The 26316-nt window shown below is 59.6% G+C and carries 26 protein-coding genes; 13 read left to right on the top strand and 13 right to left on the bottom strand.

Annotated features, from left to right (window positions below):
* Positions 1 to 7 precede the first annotated feature (7 nt).
* Entirely contained in the window at positions 8 to 697 is a 690-nt protein-coding gene (locus tag FIU93_RS10235; RefSeq protein ID WP_152505518.1) for a M50 family metallopeptidase, read from the top strand.
* 67 nt (positions 698 to 764) lie between these two features.
* Positions 765 to 1013 carry a DUF1272 domain-containing protein gene (locus FIU93_RS10230; protein WP_152505517.1) on the top strand — a complete coding sequence of 83 codons (249 nt, stop codon included), beginning with the start codon at positions 765 to 767 and terminating at the stop codon, positions 1011 to 1013.
* A 9-nt stretch (positions 1014 to 1022) separates the two neighbouring features.
* On the opposite strand, the gene FIU93_RS10225 is transcribed toward FIU93_RS10230, so the two are convergent.
* The 4 genes from FIU93_RS10225 to FIU93_RS10210 all read right to left on the bottom strand — a co-directional run bounded on the left by FIU93_RS10225 (position 1023) and on the right by FIU93_RS10210 (position 6115).
* The gene (locus FIU93_RS10225; RefSeq protein WP_031285013.1) at positions 1023 to 2816 is read right to left on the bottom strand and encodes a TRAP transporter fused permease subunit; all 1794 of its coding nucleotides are present in this window, start codon (positions 2814 to 2816) and stop codon (positions 1023 to 1025) included.
* Between the two features lie 233 nt (positions 2817 to 3049).
* Positions 3050 to 4006 carry a TAXI family TRAP transporter solute-binding subunit gene (locus FIU93_RS10220; protein ID WP_152505516.1) on the bottom strand — a complete coding sequence of 319 codons (957 nt, stop codon included), beginning with the start codon at positions 4004 to 4006 and terminating at the stop codon, positions 3050 to 3052.
* A gap of 208 nt (positions 4007 to 4214) precedes the next feature.
* Entirely contained in the window at positions 4215 to 4955 is a 741-nt protein-coding gene (locus FIU93_RS10215; RefSeq protein ID WP_055661191.1) for a cell cycle transcriptional regulator TrcR, read from the bottom strand.
* 155 nt (positions 4956 to 5110) lie between these two features.
* Complete coding sequence (locus FIU93_RS10210; protein ID WP_152505515.1) at positions 5111 to 6115, bottom strand: NAD(P)H-quinone oxidoreductase; 1005 nt, start codon at positions 6113 to 6115, stop codon at positions 5111 to 5113.
* 183 nt (positions 6116 to 6298) lie between these two features.
* Here FIU93_RS10210 and FIU93_RS10205 point away from each other — a divergent pair, with 183 nt between their 5' ends.
* On the top strand, positions 6299 to 6496 hold the full coding sequence (locus FIU93_RS10205; protein ID WP_152505514.1) for a DUF1192 family protein: 198 nt from the start codon (positions 6299 to 6301) through the stop codon (positions 6494 to 6496).
* A gap of 414 nt (positions 6497 to 6910) precedes the next feature.
* Entirely contained in the window at positions 6911 to 7450 is a 540-nt protein-coding gene (locus tag FIU93_RS10200) for a DUF1465 family protein (protein ID WP_023003489.1), read from the top strand.
* 375 nt (positions 7451 to 7825) lie between these two features.
* Here the strand turns inward: FIU93_RS10200 and rpmE are convergent, their stop codons facing one another.
* Positions 7826 to 8050, bottom strand: coding sequence for a 50S ribosomal protein L31 (gene rpmE / locus FIU93_RS10195; protein ID WP_006932159.1), 225 nt, complete (start codon positions 8048 to 8050; stop codon positions 7826 to 7828).
* A gap of 319 nt (positions 8051 to 8369) precedes the next feature.
* Here rpmE and FIU93_RS10190 point away from each other — a divergent pair, with 319 nt between their 5' ends.
* Positions 8370 to 10178, top strand: coding sequence for an ABC transporter transmembrane domain-containing protein (locus FIU93_RS10190; protein WP_152505513.1), 1809 nt, complete (start codon positions 8370 to 8372; stop codon positions 10176 to 10178).
* Positions 10179 to 10243: 65 nt separating this feature from the next.
* On the opposite strand, the gene FIU93_RS10185 is transcribed toward FIU93_RS10190, so the two are convergent.
* On the bottom strand, positions 10244 to 11035 hold the full coding sequence (locus FIU93_RS10185) for a 3-oxoacyl-ACP reductase family protein (protein ID WP_055661189.1): 792 nt from the start codon (positions 11033 to 11035) through the stop codon (positions 10244 to 10246).
* A 135-nt stretch (positions 11036 to 11170) separates the two neighbouring features.
* Positions 11171 to 13078, bottom strand: coding sequence for a propionyl-CoA synthetase (locus FIU93_RS10180; protein WP_152505512.1), 1908 nt, complete (start codon positions 13076 to 13078; stop codon positions 11171 to 11173).
* 185 nt (positions 13079 to 13263) lie between these two features.
* Here FIU93_RS10180 and FIU93_RS10175 point away from each other — a divergent pair, with 185 nt between their 5' ends.
* Both FIU93_RS10175 and FIU93_RS10170 read left to right on the top strand, forming a co-directional pair.
* The gene (locus tag FIU93_RS10175) at positions 13264 to 14028 is read left to right on the top strand and encodes a sulfite exporter TauE/SafE family protein (protein ID WP_152505511.1); all 765 of its coding nucleotides are present in this window, start codon (positions 13264 to 13266) and stop codon (positions 14026 to 14028) included.
* Between the two features lie 201 nt (positions 14029 to 14229).
* Complete coding sequence (locus FIU93_RS10170) at positions 14230 to 15864, top strand: acyl-CoA synthetase (RefSeq protein ID WP_055661270.1); 1635 nt, start codon at positions 14230 to 14232, stop codon at positions 15862 to 15864.
* Between the two features lie 58 nt (positions 15865 to 15922).
* On the opposite strand, the gene FIU93_RS10165 is transcribed toward FIU93_RS10170, so the two are convergent.
* Complete coding sequence (locus FIU93_RS10165; protein ID WP_031270536.1) at positions 15923 to 16102, bottom strand: DUF465 domain-containing protein; 180 nt, start codon at positions 16100 to 16102, stop codon at positions 15923 to 15925.
* Positions 16103 to 16457: 355 nt separating this feature from the next.
* Between FIU93_RS10165 and FIU93_RS10160 the strand changes: the two genes are divergently transcribed.
* The 3 genes from FIU93_RS10160 (at position 16458) to FIU93_RS10150 (ending at position 18422) form a co-directional block, all read left to right on the top strand.
* Entirely contained in the window at positions 16458 to 16664 is a 207-nt protein-coding gene (locus tag FIU93_RS10160) for a DUF465 domain-containing protein (protein WP_023003497.1), read from the top strand.
* A gap of 148 nt (positions 16665 to 16812) precedes the next feature.
* Entirely contained in the window at positions 16813 to 17301 is a 489-nt protein-coding gene (purE, locus tag FIU93_RS10155) for a 5-(carboxyamino)imidazole ribonucleotide mutase (protein WP_055661187.1), read from the top strand.
* Positions 17302 to 17330: 29 nt separating this feature from the next.
* Positions 17331 to 18422 (top strand): 5-(carboxyamino)imidazole ribonucleotide synthase, encoded by a 1092-nt coding sequence (locus tag FIU93_RS10150; RefSeq protein ID WP_152505510.1) that lies wholly within the window; start codon positions 17331 to 17333, stop codon positions 18420 to 18422.
* Between the two features lie 90 nt (positions 18423 to 18512).
* Here FIU93_RS10150 and FIU93_RS10145 read toward each other — a convergent pair whose 3' ends face one another.
* Entirely contained in the window at positions 18513 to 19910 is a 1398-nt protein-coding gene (locus tag FIU93_RS10145; protein ID WP_173017297.1) for an MATE family efflux transporter, read from the bottom strand.
* A gap of 403 nt (positions 19911 to 20313) precedes the next feature.
* On the opposite strand from FIU93_RS10145, the gene rpsU reads away from it, so the two are divergent.
* The 3 genes from rpsU (at position 20314) to FIU93_RS10130 (ending at position 22595) form a co-directional block, all read left to right on the top strand.
* Positions 20314 to 20541, top strand: a complete 228-nt coding sequence (gene rpsU / locus FIU93_RS10140) for a 30S ribosomal protein S21 (protein WP_008188883.1) — start codon at positions 20314 to 20316, stop codon at positions 20539 to 20541.
* Between the two features lie 168 nt (positions 20542 to 20709).
* Positions 20710 to 21561, top strand: coding sequence for a tetratricopeptide repeat protein (locus FIU93_RS10135; RefSeq protein ID WP_209010330.1), 852 nt, complete (start codon positions 20710 to 20712; stop codon positions 21559 to 21561).
* Between the two features lie 173 nt (positions 21562 to 21734).
* Complete coding sequence (locus FIU93_RS10130; protein WP_023003503.1) at positions 21735 to 22595, top strand: sulfotransferase domain-containing protein; 861 nt, start codon at positions 21735 to 21737, stop codon at positions 22593 to 22595.
* 61 nt (positions 22596 to 22656) lie between these two features.
* On the opposite strand, the gene FIU93_RS10125 is transcribed toward FIU93_RS10130, so the two are convergent.
* The 4 genes from FIU93_RS10125 to FIU93_RS10110 all read right to left on the bottom strand — a co-directional run bounded on the left by FIU93_RS10125 (position 22657) and on the right by FIU93_RS10110 (position 26309).
* Positions 22657 to 23328 (bottom strand): RluA family pseudouridine synthase, encoded by a 672-nt coding sequence (locus tag FIU93_RS10125; protein ID WP_023003504.1) that lies wholly within the window; start codon positions 23326 to 23328, stop codon positions 22657 to 22659.
* 109 nt (positions 23329 to 23437) lie between these two features.
* Positions 23438 to 23719 (bottom strand): aa3-type cytochrome c oxidase subunit IV, encoded by a 282-nt coding sequence (locus FIU93_RS10120; protein ID WP_023003505.1) that lies wholly within the window; start codon positions 23717 to 23719, stop codon positions 23438 to 23440.
* A 155-nt stretch (positions 23720 to 23874) separates the two neighbouring features.
* On the bottom strand, positions 23875 to 25254 hold the full coding sequence (locus tag FIU93_RS10115) for an AarF/ABC1/UbiB kinase family protein (RefSeq protein ID WP_152505509.1): 1380 nt from the start codon (positions 25252 to 25254) through the stop codon (positions 23875 to 23877).
* Positions 25255 to 25421: 167 nt separating this feature from the next.
* On the bottom strand, positions 25422 to 26309 hold the full coding sequence (locus FIU93_RS10110; protein ID WP_152505508.1) for an SDR family oxidoreductase: 888 nt from the start codon (positions 26307 to 26309) through the stop codon (positions 25422 to 25424).
* Positions 26310 to 26316 lie beyond the last annotated feature (7 nt).

Here is a 26316-nt window from a genome sequence, read left to right as displayed (position 1 = left end):
CAACTTCATGCAGATCCTCAAAGGCCATTGGCAGCTCATCCTCATTACCGCGGTGATGTTCCTCTTCTGGAACACCATCCTGGTCGTGCCCTTGAAGATCCTGATCGTCTATCTGCATGAATTGTCCCACGCGCTGGCGGCCATCCTGACCGGTGGTTCCGTGGAGGAAATCTCTCTCTCGCCCTGGCAGGGTGGCCATGCGATCACACGCGGTGGCAGCCGGTTCCTGACGCTGACGGCCGGGTATCTCGGCTCACTTGCCATCGGCATGGCACTCTTGATGATTGCCCTGAAAACAAATGCAGACCGCATCGTGCTGGGCCTGCTCGGTGCCTTCACCTTGTTGGTCGCGCTGCTCTATATCCGCGATCTCTTTGCCCTCGCCTTCTGCATCGGCACCGGCGTGGCCATGCTGGCGGCTGCCCGGTTCCTCAGTGTCACGGTCAACGACCTGATCCTGCGCGTCATCGGCCTGACCAGCATCCTCTACGTACCTTTCGACATTTTCGACGACACCATCCGTCGCTCAGGTGCCCGTTCCGATGCCTACATGCTGGCGGAAGAGTTTGGCGGCCCCACGATTTTCTGGGGTGCACTCTGGCTGCTGGCAAGCCTCGCCATCATCTACCTGTGCCTCAGACACGGCCTCGGGAAGAGCAGCAACGTCGATTTCGGAAAGCGCGTTCAAAAGGGCTAGCGATTGCCGCTTGACCTGACCGACCGCAAAGGATGACCCTTGGCACACATCCTTACCGGAGACCGCCATGCTGGATCTGCGCCCCAATTGTGAATGCTGCAACAAGGACCTTCCACCGGAATCGGAAGAGGCCTTTATCTGCACTTTCGAATGTACGTTCTGTTCGGACTGCGCCCAAAATGTCCTCAATGGCGCGTGCCCCAACTGCGGCGGCAATTTTCAGCAACGCCCAATTCGGCCGGCAGCAGCCCTGCTGCGCCACCCAGCTTCGACACAACGGATTTTCAAGCCGGAAGGCTGTGGCCAGGGCACCTAGGGCGACTGCCTAGAGCAGATTGCCCCCGACAAAGATAATCAGAAGGCCTGCGCCGCTTGCGGCCAGCCTCTGCAAGGGCTTCCTGAAGCCTATGACACCGTAGGAAACAAGGCCCAGCCCGAGGCCGATCTTGGCAGCGGCAAGCAGCGCCGGCAGCGGGCGGGCCGCAAGTTCCAGCACCGCCGGATTGGCGACCATGGCCAGAGGAATGATGTAGAGGCCAATGCCGAGCGCCATGGCGGAAAGAGCGACCTTCAGCCAGTTTTCACCAATCATCCCGGCGGCGATGAAGACGGCTCCGCAGACCGGCGGCGTGATGGTCGACAGCAGCGCGAACCAGAAGACGAAAAGATGCGCCTGCAAGGGTTCCAACCCCTGCTGCATCAAGGCGGGTCCAGCAACGGAAACACAGATGACATAGGCCGCGGTCGTCGGCACTTCCATGCCGAGGATCAGACAGGCAAGCGCGGTCAGGAACAAGGACGGCCACAGGTATCCACCCGACCCGGACAGAATGAGCGACGTGATCTTGACGCCGAGCCCGGTGATCGCCAGCACGCCGATGATGATCGATGCACAGACGATGATCGCCGCGATGACCGATACCTGACGGGCCGAGTTCAAAGCCGCGCTTTCCAGCCGCAGCAGGATGTCCTTGAGTGCAAAGGTGCCTTGGGCGTTAAAGAATAGCAGCGCGAACCCGGCCAGAATGGCAATGCAGGCGGCGTATTGCGGTGTATAGCGCGCGACGAACATGCCCCACAGCAGCACGGAGAACGGCACCAGGAAGAAGGCTGAGGTAATCGCCACCTGGCGCATTTGCGGCTGATCGCCCTGGTCGATGGCAGCAAGGTCATACCGCTTGGCATAGGCATTGATGCCCACCCAGACCGCGAAGAAATAAAGAATTGCCGGCAGCAAGGCCGCTGCCATGATCTGGGTATAAGGCACCCGTGTCAGCTCCACCATGACGAAGGCCCCTGCCCCCATCAAAGGCGGCATGATCTGGCCGCCGGAGGACGCAACTGCCTCGACGGCTGCCGCCAGTTTTTTCGGGTAGCCGAGCCGAGTCATGGCCGGAAGAGTGATTGCACCGGTGGAAGCCACATTGGCAGACGCGGAGCCTGAAATGGAGCCGAACAGCGCCGAAGACAACACGGACACCTTGGCCGCCCCGCCCTTGAGCCGGCCTGCCGCCGCAGCGGCGACGTTCATGAACCCTTGTCCGGCTTCTCCGGCATTCAGAACAGCGCCGAAAATCACGAAAATGGCGACCACGCCCACCGAGACACCGGTCAGGCTTCCCCAGACCCCGCCTTCAGCAATGGTCAGCGTGCCGAGAAAACTCGCAAGCGGCGTGCCGGAGTGACCGAATTCACCCGGAATATGCTGACCGAACATGCCATAGGCCAGTGCCAACGCCGCCACCACCGGCAGCGGCCAGCCGATTGCGCGACGCGCGCCCTCAAGCACAACCAGCAACAGGGTGCCGGCCATCCAGAACTGGAAGTCACCTTCCAGAAAGCCGTATTGGTCCGAAAGCGCGGACTGGTTGGCCACGATCCACAGACAGACGGCCACACCTGCAGCACACAGGACCGCACCGCTCACGCGCGTGAGAAAACCGCCTTTGGCAAAGATGAAGATCCATGGCAGGGCAAGTGCAAGATGAAGCGGCCGGCTGACGAGGTTCGGCACCAGACCGGAGAAGATCAGCCCGAGATGAAATACGACAAGCGCCGTTGCGAGAAGAAGCATGGCCATTCGCTGGAAGGGCGATGTCGCGGTGTCACCACTGATCATGGGCTGGTATTTCTATCTGGTTGCGCAGCTTATCTGCCGAAGGGGCGACATGCCGCTGCACGGTTTCATTCTGTCAGAGCGCTCTCCCGCGCAAGGCAGGAAACTGATGCTTTTGGACAGTCCTGGAAGGGCCCGTTGGACGATTTCCGCCGGACCATTATGTCTGCTCGAACGATACGGGGCGCCATTTTCCGGCAGATCCTGCCATGGCGCCCCGCGTTCGGTCTTGTGATTTATTTCTGGGCGTCGGTCAATTCGATGCCGGCTTCCTGATAGTAGCGTGCGGCACCCGGGTGGATCTTGCCGGTGATATTGGCCATCAGTGCCTGGTCGACACCGTTCCACCACGGGGCTTCTTCGCCCATCTTGGCTTTTTCGTCCCAGAAGGTCTTGGTCAGGGTATAGGCTGTGTCGTCGTCCATGGCGCTGGTCGTATAGGCAACGACCGGCAGCGAGGTGGTGACGATGTCCTCGGCCTGACCGGCATAGGTCCCGGCCGGAATGACCAGTTTCGAACGCTTGGTTTCGGCAATCTGGTCGTCGCTGAGAGAAAGCACCGTCACGTCCGCGGAGGCAGCCGCCTCGATGACATTCGGCGCGGGCCAGGAACCGGCGGTCACGAAACCATCGATCTGGCCGTTCTTGAGCGCGGCAACCGCATTGGAAAGTTCCGCGTCAGCGATGTTCACCTTGCCTTCGAGACCGAACATCTTCAGATATTTCTCGCCTTCCGTCGCACCGAAGGAGCCCTTGCCGAGAAGGATCGTCTTGCCTTCCATGCCGGCAAAGTCGGAAACACCGCTATCGGCCGACATGACGAAATGCATGGTCAACGACGGGATCGGAAACAGGGCACGGATTTCATCGAACTTCGGATCGCCCTTGCCTTCGAACATGGCCTTGCCGCCCTGGGCAAGGGAAACGAGCGCTGGCGGCGTCGTGAACACATAGTCACCACCGCGCGCCTTGGCTTCCATCACGTTCTGAACGGAGCCCTGACTTTCTTCCACGGTGACAATCATGTCGCCATTGCTGCCGGCCTTGATGGCTTCCGCGATCTGGACACCCATCTGGTAATAGGAGGAACCGGTCTTGGCGGATTTATAGGTGATCCGCGTTTCCGCGTGAGCCTGGAACGAGCCAAAGGCGAGGGTCAGGCCAAAAGCAAGTTTCAAAAGTCTGTAGGTCATGAGCGTCTCCCGAATTTTTCAGGGAGATTATTGTGTGATCCTCAACGTGGCAACGCGTTTTCATATGATCTGGGTACGGCTCATGTCGAAAATTCAGCCATTCCACACCCTGGGCGGGCAAGCCGGAAACATGCGTCTGGAAGGTCAAACAAAAACCGCCGGTTGAACTCAGCCGGCGGTTCCAGAATTTGCAGAAAGCGGGAAGCGATCAGCGGTTTTCGTCGTCTTCTTCGTCTTCGTCCTGAGTTTCGCTCTTCAGCGAGTTCAGTTTGGCGAACACGGCATCGGCGTCGATTTCCTCTTCTTCCTCGCGCTGGATCGGCTTGGACGGATCGAGCGAGAAAGCAGCTGCGATAGCGTCTTCGCTTGTGCTGTCTTCGACGGACATCAGGGTCTCGTTCACTTCGCCCGCCATCGGCAGCGGAGCATTCTTCGCCGCCTTTTCGACTTCCATGTCCAGTTCAAGCTGGCTGCACAGGCCCAGGGTAACCGGGTCGGACGGCGTCAGGTTGGCAGAGTTCCAGTGGGTCCGGTCGCGGATTGCGGCAATGGTCGGCTTGGTGGTGCCGACAAGGCGCATGATCTGCGCATCCTTCAGTTCCGGATGGTTGCGCACCAGCCACAGGATCGCATTCGGACGGTCCTGACGACGGGACACCGGCGTGTAACGCGGTCCCTTGCGCTTGGATTCAGGCACGACCACCTTCGAACCCTGAAGCTTCAGCTGATAGTTCGGATCTCTCTGAGCCTTTTCGACTTCTTCACGGGAGAGCTGGCCGGTCAGGATCGGATCAAGGCCCTTGATCCCCTGTGCGGCTTCGCCATCGGCAATTGCCTTCACTTCAAGCGGGTGCAGTTTGCAGAAGGAGGCGATCTGAGTGAAACTCAGCGCGGTATTGTCCACGAGCCAGACGGCGGTTGCCTTCGGCATAAGCGGCGTGTTCGCCATCAGATAAATTCCTCTCGTCTGCTCCCTCGCCCGGCAGGGCGAAAAAGCGGTGTTCCTTGATCAGTTTCCTGGAAAGTGGCCGGAATATATGTCGAAAAACACGGAAACGCAAATACTCGCGTAACAATCGCGCAGTTGCAGGTTTCCATCCGGCATCAGACATCCACCGTCAGGACGATTTTTCCAATATGGCCAGAGCCTTCCATGCGCCGATGGGCTTCCGCGGCCTCGGCCAAGGGGTAGGTGGAATCCATCACGGGCGCGACTTTGCTCGATTCGAGCAGCGGCCAGACCTTCTCTTTCAGGCTTTCGGCAATTGCCGTCTTGAACGCATCGCTGCGTGGACGCAGCGTCGACCCCGTATGGGTCAGGCGCTTGACCATCAGGCGAGAGAAATTGACGTTCTCCGCAATGCCGTTCAGCGTCGCGATCTGGCAGATACGCCCTTCCACCGCTGCGGCTTTCCAGTTCCGTTCAACATAGTCACCACCGACCATGTCCAGGATCACGTCAACCCCTTCGCCGCCCGTGATCTCCAGGATCACCTTTTCGAACTTCGCTTCACGGTAGTTGATGGCATGGTCCGCGCCGAGCTTTTTCACCGCCTCGGCCTTTTCCGCCGACCCGACAGTGGTGAAGACTTCGGCGCCGAAAGCCTTCGCGAGCTGGATTGCCGTCGTGCCGATACCCGAGGTGCCGCCATGCACCAGGAAGCGCTCTCCGCTTTTCAGGCCGCAGCGATCGAACACATTGGTCCAGACAGTGAAGAAAGTTTCCGGAACGGCTGCGGCCTCCACCATGGAAAGCCCCTTGGGAACCGGCAGGGCATGTCCTTCCGGCACCTTGCAGTAGGTCGCATAGCCGCCGCCAGGGGCGAGCGCCGTTACCTTGTCACCGATCTTGTGCCGACCTGCTCCCTCGCCCAGAGCCACCACTTCGCCAGAGACTTCTAGCCCCGGCAGATCGGACGCGCCCTTCGGCGGCGGATAGGCTCCCTTGCGCTGCAGGACATCCGGCCGGTTGACACCGGCAGCCGCCACCTTGATCAGGATCTCACCTTGTCCCAATTCGGGAATGGACCGTTCTTCAACGCGCAGAACCTCTGGTCCTCCGGGCTCTGAAATGGCAACGGCGGTCATGCGATCCGGCAGATTCTGCATAGAGGCGTTTCCTTTTTGGTTCATTTTGGGACTGGCTAGGCCAACTGTGCCTGGCATATGGTAAATCGAGCGTCTGTCTATTTGCAGGAAAACAGCCCGGCGAGGCAACCCGCCCGGGCTCGGGTTAAATAACGGTCGGAAACGCGGCCGGACCCCGATCTGGGACCGCAGAGGAGGAAACCGATGAACCTGTTTGATGAAGATGTCCCCAAAAAATCACCAGTTGGCGCAGTTACCGTAGGGGAAGAACTGTCTCGTCTTTCCGAGGCGGAGCTGCAGGAACGGATCGAAGCTCTGAAGGGTGAAATTAACCGTACCCAGAAGGAGCTTGAGCAACGCGGCACTATTCGCGATGCAGCCAACTCAATTTTCCAGAAGTGACCCTGTAAATTATTACAGAAATTGAGTTTATGTCCTTTTTTGACACGCACTTACAGTAAAGCTGATAGGTAAAAATTTACTCGTTTACCTCTTATTAATCTTTCTAAAATATAAACATAGCTATCCAGTCATCTGGATGTGAGTGGCTCCTGTCCACTCTGTTTGACGCCTCCCTGTTAAAGACTCAGAGCCGCAACCAAGCGGCTCTTTTTTTTGCCAACGCCTCATAGTATCTTGTCAATGTTCTGGTTAATGGCCGTTTACCTGTCCGTTTGGCACGCGCTTTGCTGGATACAGGCCATGAAGACCTGCAACGTTCCAAAAAGGAACACCTGAAACGGGATGTCATATCCCGGGACAGACCAAGAAGAGATGGCAGGATAACCGGAAGAGTAATTGAGGCTTAGCAATCCTATGACGGACGACATCAAAAAAGCCGGTGACACAGGAAGCGCAGTTCATATCGCGCATCACCTTGCCAGCTCCGACAGCTTCCAGAGCCTGTTTCAGGAAGGCATGTCGCTGGTCGAGGAAACCGCAATGTACCTGGACGGCAACGGCCGCGAAGAAGCCAAGCAGCTTCCGCGTCCTGCCTCCCTCGCCTACGCGACGGAGTCCATGCGTCTGACCACCCGGCTCATGCAGCTGGCCTCATGGCTGCTGCTGCAGCGTGCGGTCAACGAGGGCGAGATGTCCCGTGAGCAGGCCGGCAGTGAGAAGAACAAGGTTCGCCTCGACAAGCTGTCCACAGCTGCGGGCGGCCCAACCTGGACTGATCTGCCGGAAACATTGCGCGAGCTGGTTGACCGCTCTTCCCGGCTGCAGGAACGCGTCGTCCACCTCGACAAGATGCTGTACCGCAAGGACGCAGAGCAGGTCGAGGAAGCCACGAACGACAATCCGGTCGCTTCCCAGATCAACAAGCTGCACGCCGCATTCGGCAAGTTCGGCTAAGTCCGATCAACCTCTTTCGAATTCGAAAAGCCGCCGCAAGGCGGCTTTTTGTTTTGGGTGAGCCTGCGCCGGATCCCAGTAAAGCCCCAGGACGCCTCCCGAGTAGCGAAGCGTAGATCCGAAACCTGCTCTCAACGCCAAGTGCCGAAGCGCCAGGGTTTGCTGATGAAGATCAACACGCTCCAGTTTTCTGGCCAAGTCACTTGTCAGGTCTCTGGTCAGCTCTCTGGCCAGCTCTCAGGAAACGGGTAAACCCAGGATCTCGCGGCGCTCGCCCTGGGTGACACTGTACCAGCTGTGCTTCCTGCGGACCTCAAAACACAAAAAACCCGGCCAGAGGCCGGGTTTTTCGTTTGAAACTGTCGTGGCTGAAGCTTAGGAGCCCAGGAAGCCAGCGAACTTGTTCTTGAAGCGGGACACGCGGCCGCCGCGGTCCATCAGCTGACGGTCGCCACCGGTCCATGCCGGGTGGGACGTCGGGTCGATGTCGAGCGTCAGGGTGTCGCCTTCCGCACCATAAGTGGAGCGGGTGGTGTATTCGGTGCCATCGGTCATGACGACCTTGATGGTGTGGTAGTCGGGATGAATATCCGCTTTCATGGCCGGTCCTTTCAAGCGCCCTGTGACAACCTTCCGGGAAAGCCGCCAAGCAAACGCAAAACGAAATGAGGGGCCGCCGATCCGGTTGCGGACGCCGCCCTCAGAAACATGAGGCGGGGATATACCCCATGGAAGGAGCCAAGACAAGGGGCAAATTCCGGCAATTTCCAGCTATCTCCGGCAAAGGATTTCAACCCCTCGCCGACGCGGCCCGCTTTCCTCCGGCAAAGCCCTTTTAAAGCTCTTGGCGGCTTTGTCCAAAGTCATTGTCCGCACTGCGGAACATGCTAAGACGGGAAGGAACAACAAGGAGACCCCAGTGGCCGACGCCCCTGCCAACGAAACCCAATCCCCATCCGGAAAGTCCCGCAGATCGCTTCGCCCGCTTACCCGGCTGCTGCCGTATCTCTTCCGGCACAAGACCATGGTTGCAGCGGCAGTCGCAGCCCTGTTCTCGGCCGCTGTCATAACGCTTGTTCTTCCTGCGGCGGTCCGCCGGATGATCGACTTCGGCTTCGGCGCCGATGACCCCGCGCTGGTCAATTCCTATTTCGCCGTGCTGATCGGCGTGGTGTGCGCTCTCGCAACTGCCAGTTCCGTCCGCTATTTCCTGGTCATGTGGATTGGCGAACGGGTCGTCGCCGATGTGCGCTCCGATGTCTTTGCTCATATGACCAGGCTCAGCCCGGTCTTTTACGACAGCGCCAAATCCGGGGAAATCCTCTCCCGTTTGACGGCCGACACCACCCAGATCAAGGCTGCCTTCGGCTCCAGCGCGTCGCTTGCCATGCGCAACCTGATCATGTTTCTGGGCGCTGCCGTGATGATGGTCGTCACCAGTCCACGGCTTTCCGTCATCGTCCTGGCAGCTATCCCGGTCATTCTCATTCCAATCCTCGGCTTCGGGCGCCAGGTGCGCAGAAGGTCCCGCTTTGCCCAGGATACCCTTGCTGAAGCATCAGCCTATGCAAGCGAGATGTTGGGCTCGGTCCGCACGCTTCAGGCCTTTACCCATGAAAGCCGCAGCGCAGGCCGCTACGCAGATGCCGTCAATGCCGCCTTCCAGGCTGCCCGTCAGGCAATCGTCGCCCGCGCTGCGCTGACCGGCTTTGCCATCATGGTGATCGGGGCCAGCATCGTCGCCGTCCTCTGGATCGGTGCGAGCGACGTCTTCTCCGGCAGGATTACCGGCGGTGAACTCAGCCAGTTCCTGCTCTATTCCATTCTGGCGGCCGGATCCCTGGCTGCCCTCTCCGAGGTCTGGGGCGAACTCTCACAGGCAGCCGGCGCGGCAGAGCGCCTGTCGGAACTTCTGGAAATCCAGCCGGAAATCGCCGCACCTGAAAACCCGGTCAGCCTGCCTGAGACGCCACGCGGCGAGATCGTCTTCCAGGATGTGTCCTTCGCCTATCGCAACGCGGAGAAAATGCCTGTCGTCCGCGACCTCAGCCTCACCATATCGCCGGGCGAAACAGTTGCCGTGGTCGGACCTTCCGGCGCAGGCAAGTCGACCCTCTTCAGCCTGCTGATGCGGTTCTACGATCCCGTCTCGGGTGACATCCGCCTCAATGGCGTTGCCCTGCCGGATCTCGACCCGGAAGACCTGCGCCGCCATATCGCACTGGTGCCGCAGGACACGGCTATCTTTGGCGCCAGCATTGCGGAGAACATCGCCTACGGACGCCCGGACGCCAGCCAGGAAGAAGTCATCGCCGCCGCGGAAGCAGCGCTTGCGGCCCCCTTCATCGAGAAGATGTCGGACGGCTACGACACCATCGTCGGCGAACGCGGCATAACCCTTTCCGGCGGCCAGCGCCAGCGCATTGCCATTGCCCGTGCCGTCCTGAAACGCGCACCCGTTCTGCTGCTGGACGAAGCCACAAGCGCGCTCGATGCGGAAAGCGAAAATCTGGTCCAGCAAGCCCTCGACCGGTTGATGGAGAACAGGACCACACTGGTGATCGCGCACCGGCTGGCGACGGTTCTCAAGGCAGACAGGATCGTGGTGATGGAAAACGGCCGGATTGTCGAAACCGGGACACACGGCGAACTGACCGCTGCCGGTGGCCTTTATGCCAAGCTTGCTAGGCTGCAGTTTGGTGCCGAGCTGGACGCGGAAACCGCATAGCCCGTCATACGTGAAAAGGGCGGCATGACTGCCGCCCTTCTTGGCTGATGAATGCCGATGTCAAATCACGCGTCGTCGGGAACCGCGACCGTGTAGTTGAGCGGCATGCGGCCACCGTCGGCGAAGATCGTCTGACCGGTGACGTAGCTGGCATCGCTGGACGCCAGGAACGCGGCAACGCTGGCGATTTCGGACGGTTCGCCGACGCGCAGCATCGGCGTCCGCGACAGGATGCGGTTCTTCGCCGCCGGATCGCTGTTCACCGACGCCAGCATCTCGGTCATGATCGAGCCCGGCCCGATGGCGTTGACGCGGATACCGTACTGGGCAAGCGACAGGGCGGTCGTCTTGGTCAGCTGCGACATGCCACCCTTGGAAACGCAGTAGGGGATCTGATTCGGGATCGCGAGCACCGAGTTGACCGACGACATGTTGACGATGCAGCCCGGCTCGCCACCGTTCTGAACCTTTTCCACCATGTGGCGGGCAACGGCCTGCGAGCACAGGAAAGCGCCCTTCAGGTTGATCGACAGGACGCGCTCGAAATCCTCTTCTTCCAGGTCGAGGAAATCCGCGCCGACCACGATACCGGCGTTGTTGACCAGCACATCGATATCGCCATAGGCGTTCAGCGTTTCGGCAACCAGATTGCGAACGTCCAGACGTTCAGCGACGTTGCAATGGATGTACATTGCCTCGCCCTGCGATTTCAGATCTTCAGCCGCGGCTTCACCGGCTTCGTCATCCACATCGGCAATCACGACCTTCGCGCCATCGGCGACAAAGCGCTTGGCGACTGCAAATCCGATCCCACGGGCTGCCCCGGTAATGATGGCGACCTTATTCTCCAAAGACACGGAAACCTCACGGCTGCTTGAGTTTAATTCTGATGCGCAAATAGCGCGGGCCGCTTCGCGGCGGCCCGACATTAAGTGTCAAAAACGGCTGTGTCGATGGCTGTTATCGCCCTCCAGCAACGTCACCTGGTCAATTCAGACGGAAATTCCGTGTGTTTTGAGCGCTTCGGTAATCTCGTCCAGGATTGCCGGATCGTCGATCGTGGCCGGCATTTTCCAGCTTTCTCCGTCGGCAATCTGGCGCATGGTGCCTCGAAGGATCTTGCCGGAACGCGTTTTCGGCAACCGGTCGACGGTGATCGCGATCTTGAACGCCGCCACCGGGCCGATCTTGTCGCGCACCAGCTTGATAAGCTCCTTCTCGATCTCGTCGTGGGTCCGGTCGACACCGGCTTTCAGAACAACGAACCCGCAAGGCAGCTGGCCTTTCAGTTTGTCTGCAATGCCGATGACGGCACATTCGGCAACATCGGGATGCGTGGCCAGCACCTCTTCCATGCCGCCGGTCGACAGTCGGTGGCCGGCAACGTTGATGATGTCGTCGGTCCGCGCCATGATCGACAGATACCCGTCGTCATCAATGATCCCGGCATCCGCGGTCTTGTAGTAACCGGGGAACTCGGCGAGATAGGCATCGAAGAATCGCTTGTCCGCATTCCACAAAGTCGGCAATGAACCCGGCGGCAGCGGCAGTTGCACCACGATGTTGCCAAGCGTATTGGCGCCCAGCGGATGGCCGGCATCGTCCAGCACCTGAACGTCGTAGCCGGGCATCGGCACGGTGGGAGACCCCGGCTTGACCGGCAACTGGCCGAGACCAACCGGATTGCCGACGATGCACCAGCCGGTTTCCGTCTGCCACCAGTGGTCGATCACCGGCACCTGCAATTGGTCGATGGCCCAGTTGACCGTCTCAGGGTCCGCACGCTCCCCCGCCAGAAACAGGGACCGGAACTGGGACAGATCATATTTCTGGATCAGCTCGCCTTTCGGGTCTTCCTTGCGAATCGCCCTGAAGGCAGTCGGCGCCGTGAACAGCGATACGATGTTGTGGTCGGAAATAACCCGCCAGAACGTTCCCGCATCCGGTGTCCCCACAGGCTTGCCCTCGAACACGATCGTGGTGCAGCCGTGCAATAGCGGCGCGTAGCAGATGTAGGAATGGCCAACCACCCAGCCGACGTCTGATGCCGCCCAGAAAACTTCCCCCGGCTGAATGTCGTAAAGGTTCTGCATCGACCATTTCAGCGCCACCATGTGGCCGCCGTTATCGCGAACGACACCCTTCGGCTGACCGGTCGTGCCGGAAGTGTAGAGAATATAGAGCGGGTCGGTTGCCTTCACCGGAACCGGCGCGATCCTGCGCCCGGCCGCGACAGCATCTGCCTGAAGAACTCCGAGATCGTGGTCCCTGCCCGCTTTCAGGTCCGCCGTCAGTTCCTCGCGCTGGAAGACGAGGCAGCTTTCCGGCTTGTGCCTGGCAATATCGATGGCCTGATCGATCAGGGGCTTGTAGGCAATGACGCGGCCCGGCTCGATGCCGCAGGACGCTGCGATGATTGCCTTCGGGGTCGCATCATCGATTCGCGTTGCCAGTTCGTTTGCGGCGAACCCGCCGAAGACGACGGAATGAATGACACCAAGACGCGCACAAGCCAGCATCGCCATCACGGCCTGGGGGATCATCGGCATGTAGATGATGGCCCGGTCGCCCTTGACGAGGCCCTGGTCGGCCAGCACGCAGGCCATGGCCTCCACCTCTTCCAGAAGCTCCGCATAGGTGTAGCTTGCTGTCCGTCCGGTAATCGGGCTGTCGTAGATAAGTGCCGGCTGGCCGGGACGACCGCGCTCCACGTGCCGGTCCAGGCAGTTGTAGCAGGTGTTGCACTCCCAATCCGGATACCAGCGGCCATATTGCCCCTGATCGGGATCGAACACCTTGTCGCCCGTCGAGACCCAGTCGATTTCCTCAGCGGCCTCTCTCCAGAACCCGAGCGGATCCTGTTTCCAGCCCTGGTAGATCTCGTGATACCGGCTTGCCATGACAATGTCCTCCCAAACACAAGCCCGGAGACACAGCTCCGGCTTTTGCGGCCTAGAGTGCTGTAAGGGCACCCGAAATTGCAAGCCTCCGCTTATAGGCAATTCGGCCTTCGGGACTTTACGTAAGCACTCTGGCATGATTGTCTGCCGGGCCTGTCCGTTCTACTCCTCGCGTTTCTCAGCACATGATCCCAATTACTGATCCCTGGTTCTATGCGGCCGCCATTCCGTCGGTCTTTCTGGTCGGCCTGTCCAAGGGCGGGTTCGGCGGTACCTTCGCCATGCTTGGAGTGCCGATCATGGCGCTCGTCATTTCACCGCTGCAGGCCGCCGGCATCATGTTGCCGATCCTGATCGTGATGGACATTGTCGCGCTGATTGCCTATCGCGGCCGTGCTGACTGGAAAACCCTCAGCATTCTGCTGCCCGCGGCCGTGATGGGCATTGGCATCGGCTGGGCCACGGCCGCCTATGTCAACGACTCCTTCGTCATCTTCCTGATCGGCATAATGTCCCTGGCCTTCGTCGCCGATTATCTCTTCAAGCAGCGCAAGATCACCACCGCGAGCGGCCACAATCTGCCGAAAGGCACGTTCTGGGGCATGATGGCAGGCTTCACCAGCTTCATCAGCCACACCGGCGGCCCACCCTTTCAGATGTACATGCTGCCGCTGCGCATGGCGCCCATGATGTTTGCCGGAACGGCGGTCATCTTTTTCGCCACCGTGAATGCGATCAAGCTGGTGCCCTATTTCCTGCTGGGACAATTCGACGCCACCAACCTGTCGACTTCCGTCACGCTGTTTCCAGTTGCGCTGGTGGCAACACTTGTCGGCGTCTGGCTGGTGCGCATCGTCAAGGCGGAAATGTTCTACGCCATCATCTATATCTTCATGGGCGTGATCGGCGCCAAGCTGACTTATGACGGAATTGTCGGCCTTCTTGCCTGACATGGCGTGCAGGGTGGATCGTCTAAGGGGATACCCCCGCCAATGACCAATTGCGCGGCAAACCGTTTCCGGTTTTGATACGGCCAAAATCAACCGGTCACCGTGCCGTTCCCCCATGTGGCGGAGGGCACCAGAGTGGTCTCAAGACGTTTTTGGCATCCCGTTCCCATCTGCTGGCGGGATGCTTCAGGGAGGATGGTCATGGATGCCAGCGTCAACCCCTTCGCCCGGGGTCTCGACAAGAACACCGCCAATTATGCACCGCTCAGTCCGCTGAGCTTCCTGGCAAGGGCGGCGGATGTGTTTCCGGACACGGTTGCGATCGTCCATGGCCGTCAGCGGACCGACTACCGGACCTTTTACCGGCGGGCGCGCCAGCTTGGATCCGCATTGACGCGGCTCGGAATCGGCAAGAACGACACGGTCAGCGTCATGCTGTCCAACGTGCCGCCGATGCTGGAAGCCCACTACGGGGTGCCGATGGCCGGTGCGGTTCTGCATTCCATGAACACACGCCTCGATGCTGCTATCATTGCCTTCCAGCTCGACCATGCCGATTGCAAGGTGCTGATCACCGATCGTGAATATGCGCCGGTCGTCAAGGAAGCCCTGTCGATTGCGACGGTGACACCTACCGTGATCGACTTTTCCGACACCGAATTTCCGCAGGAAGGCGAACGTCTCGGCAGCCTCGACTATGAGGAATTCGTGCAATCGGGCGACCCGGACTTTGCCTGGTCGCTTCCGGATGACGAATGGGATGCGATCGCGCTCAACTACACCTCCGGCACCACGGGCAATCCGAAGGGCGTGGTCTACCACCACCGCGGCGCCTATCTGCTGGCCCAGGCGAATGTGATTACCGCCTCCATGGCCAAGCACCCGGTCTACCTCTGGACCCTGCCGATGTTCCACTGCAACGGCTGGTGCTTTCCCTGGTCCCTGTCGCTTGTCGCCGGAACCCATGTCTGTCTGCGCTGGGTCCGCCCGCAAACCATGTGGGACCTGATTGCCGATGAAGGCGTCACCCACCTGTGCGGCGCGCCGATCATCATGTCGACGCTCCTCAACGCAGCGCCCGAGCACAAGCGCGATCTTGACCGCGAAGTGGAATTCTTCACAGCCGCCGCCCCGCCGCCGGAAAGCGTGCTCGCAGCCATGAAGACCGCCGGTTTCAACGTCACCCATCTCTATGGCCTTACGGAAGTCTACGGCCCGGCGGTCGTCAACGACTGGAAGGTCGAATGGAACGACCTGCCGCTTGCCGAACAGGCACAGAAAAAGGCACGCCAGGGCGTACGCTATGTCGCGCTGGAAGGTCTGACGGTGCTCGACCCGGAAACGCTGGAGCCGGTGCCCGCCGATGGCGAGACCCTTGGCGAGGTCATGTTCCGCGGCAATGTCGTGATGAAGGGCTATTTGAAAAACCCGGAAGCGACAGAGAAGGCCTTCAAGGGCGGCTGGTTCCATTCCGGAGACCTCGGCGTCCTGCATCCCGACGGCTATGTCCAGCTGAAGGACCGGTCCAAGGACATCATCATCTCCGGCGGCGAGAACATCTCCTCCATCGAAGTGGAAGAAGTGCTCTACAAGCACGCCGACGTGCAGGCCGCGGCTGTGGTGGCGAAACCGGACGAGAAATGGGGCGAAACCCCTTGTGCCTTTGTCGAGCTGAAGGACGGGTCAACGGTTAGCGAGGCCGACCTGATTGCCTTCTGCAGGCAGCACCTTGCCAGCTTCAAGGCTCCTAAGACTGTTGTCTTCTGCGAATTGCCCAAGACCTCGACAGGTAAAATCCAGAAATTCGCCCTGCGCGAGCAGGCAAAGGCGCTCTAGCGGCTGAAAACAAAAACGCCGCGCAATGCGCGGCGTTCAATCTCAGTGGAACTGCCCTCTAATGGAGCGTTTCCTTTTCCCGTATTCGCGTAATCTCATCCTTGATCTTGAGCTTTTGACGCTTCATGTCAGCCAATTGCAGGGAGTCTGTACTCGGATGTAACTGAGCGTCTTCAATCTTGCGTTCCATTTCCGCGTGACGGCGCTCAAGTTCTGCGAGATGCGACTGCATTGACATGGATAACCTCCTGTCTGTTGGCTCAACATTTTCATCGTGCCACAGGAATTCCGACGTTGTCGATTGTTCTTTGCGCATAGCTTGAGCGTTTCGCCGTCAAATTATGCATTCTCGCGGCTATCCTTAGGAAACCCTGAAGAAGCGGCCCCAATTAAGACACTTAAAACTCACGAAAATTACCCTTGAAAGATTTGCCAGTTCACAAGTTTTCAACATACGAAATCGTGACCTGCACCCCGGTTCGCGTGACGAAAGCAAGGGACTTTTGAAAACCGGCCACCGGCTGGCCTAAGATGATATCTTGCCCGTCATCGGCAAAATGGATTAGGACTTATCTCCTGTTTGGGGGACATAGATGGCGCAGATGGATAGTGATGCGTTGCGTTTGCAACTGGCGCAGCTTCGCCAGGAACACAGAGATCTTGATGCGGCCGTGGAGGCACTCGCCTCAACTTCGAACCAAGATGCCTTGCAGCTGCAGCGGCTGAAGAAGAAGAAACTGATGATCAAGGACCGGATCACGGCACTTGAGGATCAGCTGTTCCCGGACATCATCGCCTGAGCTTGCCTGCCACCGGGTTTCCCGCATCGGCACCATGCACCCCGAATGTGAATTTCCGACACGAAATCTGCCGATTCGCGCTTGCGATGCGCGGCGCGCTGCCTATACTCCGCGGCTCTTCTGAGCCCGCCGGAAACTGGAGCATTTTATGGCCAAAGCGGATGTCGCCATCATCATGGGAAGTCAGTCGGACTGGCCGACAATGAAACACGCCGCCGACACGCTGGACCAGCTCGGTGTCAGCTACGAGGCACGCATCGTCTCCGCCCACCGCACGCCGGACCGGATGTACGACTTCGCCAAGAGCGCAAAGGCCGAAGGCTTCAAGATCATCATCGCAGGCGCAGGCGGTGCAGCCCATCTTCCAGGCATGACTGCGGCCCTGACGCCGCTGCCCGTCTTCGGTGTTCCGGTCGAAAGCAAGGCGCTTTCCGGCGAGGACAGTCTCCTGTCCATCGTGCAGATGCCCGCCGGCATTCCGGTCGGCACGCTTGCCATCGGCAAGGCGGGTGCCACCAACGCCGCCCTGCTGGCCGCTGCTGTCCTGGCCCTGCATGATCCGGCAATCGACGCCGCCCTTACCGCCTTCCGCGCCGAGCGCACTGCCGCCGTCGCCGAAACGCCATCCAACGACTGAAATAGCCCGACGCGGGTAGGATCCATACCATGAACGCCAAAACCCGTTTGAGCCCAGGCGACACCATCGGCATCCTTGGTGGAGGCCAGCTCGGCCGGATGCTGGCACAATCGGCCGCCAGCCTTGGTCTGAAGACACATATTTTCTGCCCGGATCCGAACAGTCCCGCTTTTGACGTCAGCGCCACCTTCACGGTTGCGCCCTATGAGGACATCGACGCTCTCGACCGCTTCGCCTCTTCCGTCGACGCCGTCACCTATGAATTCGAAAACGTGCCGGGTCCGACCGCTGCCCATCTCGACGCCAAGGTTCCGGTGCGCCCCGGTGTACGCGCGCTGGAGGTTTCCCAGGATCGGCTGTTCGAAAAGCAGTTTCTCTCCGGTGCCGGTGTTGCCATTGCCGACTTCGCCGACATTGCCTCGCAGCAGGATCTCGATGAAGCCGTCGCGCGTTTTGGCGGTAAGGGCGTACTGAAGACCCGCCGCTTCGGCTATGACGGCAAAGGGCAGCAGATGATCCGCAAGCCCGAGGATGCCGACGGCGCCTTCGAAAAACTCGGCGCGGTACCGATGGTGCTCGAAGCGCTTATCCCCTTCGAGTGTGAAGTCTCCGTGATTGTCGCACGCGACCTGGACGGCGGCATTGCCTGCTACGACGTTGCCCGGAACCACCACGAAAACCACATCCTGAAGACCTCGACCGTTCCGGCCGGCGTCTCGCAGGCCACGCTGGACGCAGCCCGTGCGATGGCCGGGAAGATTGTTGCCGGTCTGGATTATGTCGGTGTCATGGGCGTTGAAATGTTCCTGGTGCGCGAGGCTGCGGGCGAAAGGCTGCTGGTCAACGAGATTGCGCCGCGCGTTCACAATTCCGGCCACTGGACGCAGGACGCCTGCCTGACGTCCCAGTTCGACCAGCACATTCGTGCTGTCGCCGGCTGGCCTCTTGGCTCTGCAGAGCGGCATTCGGATGCCGTCATGGAAAATCTCATCGGTTTCGACGCCGACAGCTGGCACGAGGTTCTCAAGGAACCCGCCGCCCGTCTGCATCTTTACGGCAAGGCCGAAACCCGCGAAGGCCGCAAGATGGGCCACGTCAACCGGATCTCGGAAAAGTCCTGAACAGGACCATCTGAAAAGCACTAAAAAGCCCCGGACACGAGCCGGGGCTTTCTGGTTTTGACGCCGATACGTTGCCGACACGGGGCTGGCTCAGCCGGGCACGAGACCCAGCTTCTCCCGCCGGGCAAAGCGCAGGTTCGCCAGCACCGCGACGGAGGCAAGGCCACCCGCCAGGCCGCACCAGACACCGACCCCGCCCCATTCGGCCACGAAACCAAGTCCAAGCGACAGGCTGATGCCGACGACCCAGTATCCAAACAAGGCATAGAAAAGCGGTATCGTGGTGTCGCCCAGGCCGCGCAGGTTATTGACGCCGATAATCTGGCCGCCATCGGCAAGCTGGAACAGTGCCGCAACCGTCAGGAACGAGACGCCATAGGCCATAACTTGCCTGGCTTCAGGGTCGCTGAGGTCGAGATATGCCCCCACCAGCTGCTCCGGGATCGTCCAGAAGAGAATGGCAAATAGGCCCATGAACAGCATGGTCACGACCAGCGCGGTCCAGCCGGCGCGGCCGACCCCCTTGTGGTCGTCCCGCCCGGAAGCAAGGCTGACGCGGGTCATGGCGGCCACGGACAGTCCGACAGGCACCATGAAGGTGATGGATGCGATCTGCAGGGCGATGCCGTGACCGGCAAGCGGCAGCGTGCCCAGCCAGCCGATCATCACCGACGAGGCGGTGAACAGGGAGCCCTCTGCAATGATGGTCAGTGCAATCGGCGTTCCCAGCCGGACGATCTGGAAGAAGACAGGCCAGTCCGACCGCCAGATACGGCCAAGAATGTTGTAGCGCCGCAGCCTGGGGTGCAGCACGGCATACGCCAGCAGGAACAGGAATGTCGTTGTCGCACTGATAACCGAGGCAATCCCCGCCCCAACCAGTTCCAGGCGCGGGAAACCGAGTTCGCCGAAAATCAGCACATAATCCAGGAACGCATTCGCGATGGCACCGGCAATCGTCGCCCAGAGCACCACCTGCGTCCGCTCCATTACGGTCAGGAAGCCGCGCACGGCCATGATCAGCAGAGCGGGCAACATGGTCCATTGCAGATAGACCATGTAGACTCCCGCGAGCCTGGCCAGTTCCGGCTCCTGCCCCAGCATCAGCAGAATAGGCTCGATGAAGATCAGGATGCCCCAGACCGGAATGCAGAACAGGACGGAAATCCAGAAACCCATGCGCACGGCCCGGCGTAGGTCGCGCAGCTTTTTCTGGCCGCGGGCACGGGCGGCAAGCGGAATCACCGCCTGCAGCACACCCATGCCGAAAAACCAGACCAGCATGTAGAAATTGAAGGCCAGCACGGAGGCAGCAAGCTCCTGCGCGCCGAGACGTCCGATCATCAGAACGTCCGTGGTATTGATGGCCATCTGGGCCAACTGGGCCCCGGCAAGCGGCAACCCCAGAGAAAGGGTAGGCCGTATGTCGCTCCGCCAAAGGGACTGGCTCTTGTCCGAATCGGGAGCCCTTGACGCGTTCTGCGCCATTGTTTCCTCCAACAATGTGGGCAAGGTCACGCCTTCTTGCACGAGGCTCTTCTGACCGGGGTGAGACATCCACCTCTAGTCGTGATACTGTCCGGTGTCCACACTTGTTCTACGGGTTGGGGACACGCTCCGGCGCGGGTGCCGGAATCCGATTTTGGCGGGTTTCTTTGCGAATGCCTGTGGACACATAGGGTTTGCTCTGGTATTAAGCGCGCCAAAGTGAGCGACGCGTCAGCGGCGATAAGGTCTCTGTACACAAGTGGATGCTTGGTTGATCGGTAAACCGATGGGCATTCGCATGTGTTTTTGAAACCACCGTAAGGTTCGTTGGCGAAGCCTCGCTTCCATCATGGTTATTCTTGCTGCGGATCCTCTGCAGCGCATCGAAAACGGGAAAAAACGCGTGCAGGTTCTGGTTCGCGACAACAATGTCGATCAAGCGCTGAAGGCGCTCAAGAAAAAGATGCAGCGCGAAGGCATCTTCCGTGAAATGAAACTTCGCGGTCACTTTGAAAAACCGTCTGAAAAGAAGGCGCGTGAAAAGGCTGAAGCAATTCGCCGTGCACGCAAGCTGGCTCGCAAGCGGGCACAGCGTGAAGGCCTGCTCCCGGGCAAGTCCGCTCGCCGCTAAGTTCGGCTTGAGCGTTTCTGGCGGATTTGGCCGCCAATCTTCTCAAAACTGCCCTAAGGCCGACCGAAGTTCCGGTCGGCTTTTGGCGTTTTGCGGGGAATGCTTCCGGCTCGGTTCAAAGAGCGTGAAGCAGCCATACTCCCGCCCTATTGGAGGCAGATGAACGGCATGTCTAATCGCTTGACCCTTAGAGATCGTATGTGCCGCATGCGCAAGTTTCTGCCTTATGCAACGTTGCTTGGCCTTGCTGCCGTTCTGTCGGCCTGCACCACGGGCGTCTACGACGATGTGCCGACCAATGCTTCGGCCGGATCTTCGACCAACATCGCCTCTCTGACGGCGGTGATCGATGCCAATCCGAACGATGCAAGCGCCTACAGCACCCGCGGCATCGCCTACGGCCAGGCCGGCAAGCTGGACAAGGCGGTCGAGGACTTCAATCGGGCTCTGCAGCTCAACCCGCAGTCCTACCAGACCTATGCCAACCGCGGTCTTGTCTATCGCCGAATGGGCCAGAACGATCAGGCGGTCTCCGACTACACCCGCGCGATCAACATCAAGCCGGACTATGACGTGGCCTATGTCGGGCGTGGCAACATCTATCGCCAACAGGGCAACTACAACGCTGCCCTTGCCGACTTCAATTCCGTCATCACCCGTGACAGCAGCGATGCCCGTGCGTTCTACAATCGCGGCCTGATCTACCAGGCGCAGAACCAGCATCAGCGCGCGATCGAGGACTTCGCGACCGCCATCGGCCTGAACCCGAAGGCAAGCGCTCCCTATATCGCTCGCGGCATCTCCTACATCGCGGTAAACGACCCGAACGCCGCCTTCTCGGACTTGTCGATGGCTGTCAACCTCGACCGGGATTCCGCTATTGCCTGGGCGAACCGGGGCCTTGCCCAGGAAATGCTCAACAATCCGAAGGATGCGCGCCGGAGCTACACCCGTGCGATCACGCTGGACAACTCCAACAAGATCGCCCGCGAAGGTCTTGGCCGCGTCGGCAACGGCTGATCCGCCCACGGTATCCAGCAAGCCTTTTCATCCAGTATCGCGCTCGCACATCGCTGCGAGCGCAGGTTGCGCAAACGCACCCTTTTCGACGTCAGCGTTCAATCGTGTTAGCGTTTCCAAAGCGATTCGCCACGAGACCGCCGTTCCAGACGAAGAAAAGCCAGCTTCGCACCATGACAGCCAGTCCCATTCTCGTAACTTCGCCGACCACGCGTTCAGGAACAACGCTCCTGCAACGGCTGATCACAAGCTCGGAAAACGGAATTTGCTACGGGGAAACCTGTGGTCGCCGCATCATCAACTTGTGCGAGTTTGCCCACAAGGAGATTGTAAACGTCCAGAACAACCAGGAACGGCAAGCCTTCGAGTGGAACAATATCTTCGAAGAGAACTATGACTACTGGATGGTTGGCCTGGATCTGCCGGCAGAATTTCCAACCCATGCGCTGGTTGGAGCCGTGCAGGTCTACAGACAGAGCTACGACGATGCGACACAGGCAATCGACAAGGATATCTGGGCGGTAAAGGTTCCCAATGTTTCCTTTCAAAGCGTCGTCAAGACGTCGGACCTGATCAGCGACCTCAAATGCATCTACATCTATCGGAATGTCTACGATGTCCTGCGGTCGCAGAAGTCGAAGGGCTGGATCACTGACCTGTCGAAGCTTGTCGAAGGCTGCACCGAGTGGATCGCAAACACGGAAGTGATCGTCACGCTGAAGCGCAATCAGTTCGAGAACCTGCCGGCAATGCTGCACGTCATCGAATATGAGGACCTGACGGAAAACCTTCAGGAGAATATCGACCGGATAGAGGCCTTCACCAATCTGACGGGCATCAAGCCCGAAGTGGCCGACACGAAGATCAACACCTGGAAACCGACGTCTGCAACGAACTTCGAGCCAGAAGTTTCCTATACGCCGCCTCAAAACCTGTCCCGTCAGGAATGCGAAATCATCGACAAGATCTGCGGTCACCGCATGCGGGAGCTCTATCCCGACCTGCAGATGGAAAGATATCTGGCGAACGCCTGATCGCGATCTTGGTCAGCCGTCTTGAGCTGACCGGCAAACCAATGACCATTACCGATGAGCGTCAGAACGGTACTTCGGACCGGAAACAGATCCGCTCCCCATGCGCCGGATGGTGCAGTTCAAGCGTTTCGGCGTGAAGCGCAAGCCTGCTGGAGGCTGTCAGCGCCTCACCTTCCGAATAGAACCTGTCGCCGGTGATTGGATGCCCGAGCGAAAGCATGTGGACACGCAGTTGATGCGACCGTCCCGTATGGGGAAACAGCCGGACCCGCGTCGTCAGTTCTTTCCGCTCAAGTACCTTCCACCTGGTGAGCGCAGGTTTGCCAAACTCGAAGCTGACCATCTGCTTGGGCCTGTTCGGCCAGTCGCAAACGAGCGGCAGATCAATTTCTCCCTCGTCTTCTGACGGGCTCCCCCAGATATCGGCAATGTAGGTCTTGAGCGTCTTGCGCCGTTCAAACTGAAGCCCCAGATGCCGATGTGCTGCGGGGTTCCTTGCCAGAACCATGACACCGGACGTATCCATGTCGAGCCGGTGAACGATCCGCGCATCTGGGAAGCGCTCCTGCGCGCGGCTTTCGACGCAGTCGCCATGTTCGGCAGCCTTGCCTGGGACGCTCAAGAGCCCGCTCGGCTTGTCGATGACCAGAAGATCGTCATCTGCGTGCAGCACCGTCAGAAACGGCTCCAGCGGCGGGTCATAGACAAAGGATGCTGGCGCGGCTTGGCTCATCGCACTTGGGGTCCAAGAACAAAAGGAAAAGGCGCGGATCTGACCGCGCCTTTCCAAAAACAGATGTGTTCGTCTTTGCTGGCCGGACCCTGAAGGCCGGAGGCCAAGCTCAGACGGTCAGGATCGCCAGGATGCCGCTCAGAACGAAGACAGCTGCAGGCGGGATCCAGCCGGATGCACCCAGAGCCATGCCGACAGCGGTGGCAATGAGGGTTGCGATCAGCAGCAGCCAGCCAAAAACGGTAGCAGCGGTGCCGCCAAAGGCGAACATGATCAGGCAGACGACAATGGTCAGGACTGCGATCGTGCCGATCTTGGAGAAGTTGATGAACCCCTCGTAAGTCTGCTCGTGAGCGTCATAGTCCATTGCGGGCGCAGTTTCGTCAGACATGAAGTCCCCCAGGAAAATTCGATAGTCGGCAGCCTACATACAATAAAGCCTGCCGGTTCGGCAATGACGGGAAGTGCACATTTCGTCACACAGGTCGCGACTTTTTGACAGCTTTGGCTTTGGCATCCCTTTTCGCACTGAAATCCTTCGCACAATCAGGCAGCATGTGAGGCTCCGGCAAGCCCGGCTGAAGCGAGTACATCGTTCTGGCGCTTGTGCACGGTTGCCGCTTCAAAACCGTCGATCTGCTCGTTGAACAGCTCAAAGAAATTGAGTTCCGCCCGCAGGTGCAGGAACACTCCGCCCAACCCGATTGCCGCCCGGTCCATGAAGACGAACTCCTGTGGCACCGTCAGCGGCCCCAGTTGCTTCAGGGCGGAATGAACGCGGAAGGCTTCCTTGCGTCCGTATTCGGCAGCCGACACGCCGTCCGCGATCGATCGGACGCGGTCACTGAGCAGGGGACCGTAGATGAACCTTGCCCAGATGTTGAGGACCTCGATAACTTCCTTTTTCAGGTCCTTGAAGCCCCAACGCTCATAGGCCGCGACCACCCGATCGTCATTTTCTTCCAGAAGGCCCCGATAGAGTTCGACAACGCCCTCGACAAACGCCTCGGGGAAGATGCGGATGCAGCCGTAGTCCAGCAGATTGATGCCCGCCGGAGCGCCTTCCTGCTCGAACACGGTGTAGTTGCCCAGATGTGGGTCACCGTGGATGACGCCGAAATGACTGAACGGATGCCACCAGGCATGGAACATGGTTCTGGCGAGCAGATTGCGCTCGTCCTGGCTGTGTTCCTTGTAGTCGAGCAAAGGTTTTCCGGTGAGCCACCCCATTGTGAGCAGGCGTTTGGTCGACAGCTCCGGGATCACTTCGGGTACGCGGATACGGTCGAAATCTCCCAGGATGCCCTGATAGACGGCGATATGTGCCGCTTCCCTGGCATAGTCCAGCTCCTCACGGACCCGGGCGCTGATTTCCTTGGCGATCTCGCGCGTATCGATGGCCGGGCTCATGCGCCGGTGCAATGAAAACAGCATCTGCAGTTGCTTGAGATCCGCCTCGACTGCAGAAGCCATGTCCGGATATTGCAGCTTGCAGGCCAGAACGCGCCCATCATGGCCGGTGGCCCGGTGCACCTGTCCAAGGGAAGCCGCTGCGGCCGGCTCCTTGCCGAATTCGGCAAACCGGCCTTGCCAGTCCGCACCGAGCTCAGCCCGCATCCGGCGTTTGACGAAGGCCCAGCCCATGGGGGGGGCACTGGCCTGCAGCTTGGCAAGTTCGGTCGTATATTCCGGCGGCAATGCATCCGGGATCGTCGACAAGAGCTGCGCCACCTTCATCAAGGGGCCTTTCAGCCCGCCAAGGGCCGCGGCCAGTTCGGCCGCGTTCTTGGCATTGTCGAGTTCCATGCCGAACAATCGTGCCCCGGCCACCTTTGCGGCTATGCCACCCATGTTGGTGCCGACTTTGGCGTAGCGCCCCATGCGAGCGCTAAGGCGGTTGCTTTCACGGTCTTTGCTGTCGGCCATGCGGTGGCGGGCTCCCTTGTAACAACTGGCGCTCCTGGAACGCCCGATGCATCAAACCGTTGGATACGGTCTCCTGGCACTACATATGAACTACCGCAACAATATCCAGCTCCACCAGCCGCTATTCCGACGCAGGCGTCCAACTGCCCGGCAACGCCCGGCTATTTTCAGAAATAGCCGCTCCTGCCGATGTCCGCCAGCAGACCGCATTCTGCCGGTTGCCAGCCGAGCGCAGCCCGGGTCCTGTCGCAGGACGCAGGACCATCCATTCCGGCAAAGATACCCAGGAAGCCGAAATAGGATCCTGCGTCATCCGGGGTGAGCGAGCGCACGGGAAGGTCCACCCCCTGGCCGATTGCCTCGGCGATTGCGCGGAAAGGAATGCCTTCTTCGCCGATTGCGTGAAACGGACCATCTGTGTCCGGTGTTTCAAGTGCCAGACGATAAGCCCTTGCCGCATCCAGACGATGCACCGCCGGCCGGCGGTTTTCACCATCGCCAACATAGGCGGCAAACCCCTTCTCCCGGGCGATGCCGATCAGCATCGGGACAAAACCATGATCCCCCGGTCCATGAACCGAGAACGGCAGACGGACCACCCTGGCGTTGATCCCGGCCTGCACCAATTCGGCCGTCGCGGCCTCGGTAGCTCTGGGATAGGCCTGTGAGGTTGGAACCGCCGGATCGGCTTCTGTTGCCACCGGTCCGGACCGGACAACGGCAACACCCGAGGTAACCAGCAGCGGCCGGTCTGTTCCGGATAGCCCCTCGCCGAGTGTCAGAATGGCGGCACGGTCTTCTTCGCAGCTTGCCGCAAAGCGCGAAAAATCATGATTGAACGCCGTGTGCACCACAGCGTCACTTGCCCTTGCTCCATCACGAAGGCTGTCGAGGTCCTCCAGTGACCCGATCTGCACTTGTGCTCCTTGAGACCGGAGGAGCGCAGCCCCTCTTTCCGATCGGCTGAGGCCAAGCACCTGATGGCCTGCCTGCAACAACTCCGAAACGACGGCGGAGCCAACAAACCCTGTTGCGCCGGTAACGAATACTCGCATGAAAACA

This window comes from Labrenzia sp. THAF35, assembly GCF_009363595.1.
In the GTDB taxonomy this organism is placed as follows: Bacteria; Pseudomonadota; Alphaproteobacteria; order Rhizobiales; family Stappiaceae; genus Roseibium; species Roseibium algicola.
The sequence above is the reverse complement of the archived record's forward strand: the minus strand, read 5'-3'. Positions and strand labels throughout refer to the sequence as shown.

What these genes read in the sequence shown, in the direction of transcription:
- FIU93_RS10165 (WP_031270536.1), bottom strand. Translation starts at nt 16,102, where the DNA reads ATGTCAATGCAGTCGCATCTCGCAGAACTTGAGCGCCGTCACGCGGAA.
- FIU93_RS10230 (WP_152505517.1), top strand. Translation starts at nt 765, where the DNA reads ATGCTGGATCTGCGCCCCAATTGTGAATGCTGCAACAAGGACCTTCCA.
- FIU93_RS10200 (WP_023003489.1), top strand. Translation starts at nt 6,911, where the DNA reads ATGACGGACGACATCAAAAAAGCCGGTGACACAGGAAGCGCAGTTCAT.
- FIU93_RS10170 (WP_055661270.1), top strand. Translation starts at nt 14,230, where the DNA reads ATGGATGCCAGCGTCAACCCCTTCGCCCGGGGTCTCGACAAGAACACC.
- FIU93_RS10210 (WP_152505515.1), bottom strand. Translation starts at nt 6,115, where the DNA reads ATGCAGAATCTGCCGGATCGCATGACCGCCGTTGCCATTTCAGAGCCC.
- FIU93_RS10215 (WP_055661191.1), bottom strand. Translation starts at nt 4,955, where the DNA reads ATGGCGAACACGCCGCTTATGCCGAAGGCAACCGCCGTCTGGCTCGTG.
- FIU93_RS10130 (WP_023003503.1), top strand. Translation starts at nt 21,735, where the DNA reads ATGACAGCCAGTCCCATTCTCGTAACTTCGCCGACCACGCGTTCAGGA.
- FIU93_RS10135 (WP_209010330.1), top strand. Translation starts at nt 20,710, where the DNA reads ATGTCTAATCGCTTGACCCTTAGAGATCGTATGTGCCGCATGCGCAAG.
- FIU93_RS10180 (WP_152505512.1), bottom strand. Translation starts at nt 13,078, where the DNA reads ATGGCAAGCCGGTATCACGAGATCTACCAGGGCTGGAAACAGGATCCG.
- FIU93_RS10220 (WP_152505516.1), bottom strand. Translation starts at nt 4,006, where the DNA reads ATGACCTACAGACTTTTGAAACTTGCTTTTGGCCTGACCCTCGCCTTT.
- FIU93_RS10115 (WP_152505509.1), bottom strand. Translation starts at nt 25,254, where the DNA reads ATGGCCGACAGCAAAGACCGTGAAAGCAACCGCCTTAGCGCTCGCATG.
- FIU93_RS10225 (WP_031285013.1), bottom strand. Translation starts at nt 2,816, where the DNA reads ATGATCAGTGGTGACACCGCGACATCGCCCTTCCAGCGAATGGCCATG.
- FIU93_RS10175 (WP_152505511.1), top strand. Translation starts at nt 13,264, where the DNA reads ATGATCCCAATTACTGATCCCTGGTTCTATGCGGCCGCCATTCCGTCG.
- FIU93_RS10150 (WP_152505510.1), top strand. Translation starts at nt 17,331, where the DNA reads ATGAACGCCAAAACCCGTTTGAGCCCAGGCGACACCATCGGCATCCTT.
- FIU93_RS10120 (WP_023003505.1), bottom strand. Translation starts at nt 23,719, where the DNA reads ATGTCTGACGAAACTGCGCCCGCAATGGACTATGACGCTCACGAGCAG.
- FIU93_RS10125 (WP_023003504.1), bottom strand. Translation starts at nt 23,328, where the DNA reads ATGAGCCAAGCCGCGCCAGCATCCTTTGTCTATGACCCGCCGCTGGAG.
- rpmE (WP_006932159.1), bottom strand. Translation starts at nt 8,050, where the DNA reads ATGAAAGCGGATATTCATCCCGACTACCACACCATCAAGGTCGTCATG.
- FIU93_RS10205 (WP_152505514.1), top strand. Translation starts at nt 6,299, where the DNA reads ATGAACCTGTTTGATGAAGATGTCCCCAAAAAATCACCAGTTGGCGCA.
- FIU93_RS10145 (WP_173017297.1), bottom strand. Translation starts at nt 19,910, where the DNA reads ATGGCGCAGAACGCGTCAAGGGCTCCCGATTCGGACAAGAGCCAGTCC.
- purE (WP_055661187.1), top strand. Translation starts at nt 16,813, where the DNA reads ATGGCCAAAGCGGATGTCGCCATCATCATGGGAAGTCAGTCGGACTGG.
- FIU93_RS10235 (WP_152505518.1), top strand. Translation starts at nt 8, where the DNA reads ATGCAGATCCTCAAAGGCCATTGGCAGCTCATCCTCATTACCGCGGTG.
- FIU93_RS10110 (WP_152505508.1), bottom strand. Translation starts at nt 26,309, where the DNA reads ATGCGAGTATTCGTTACCGGCGCAACAGGGTTTGTTGGCTCCGCCGTC.
- FIU93_RS10160 (WP_023003497.1), top strand. Translation starts at nt 16,458, where the DNA reads ATGGCGCAGATGGATAGTGATGCGTTGCGTTTGCAACTGGCGCAGCTT.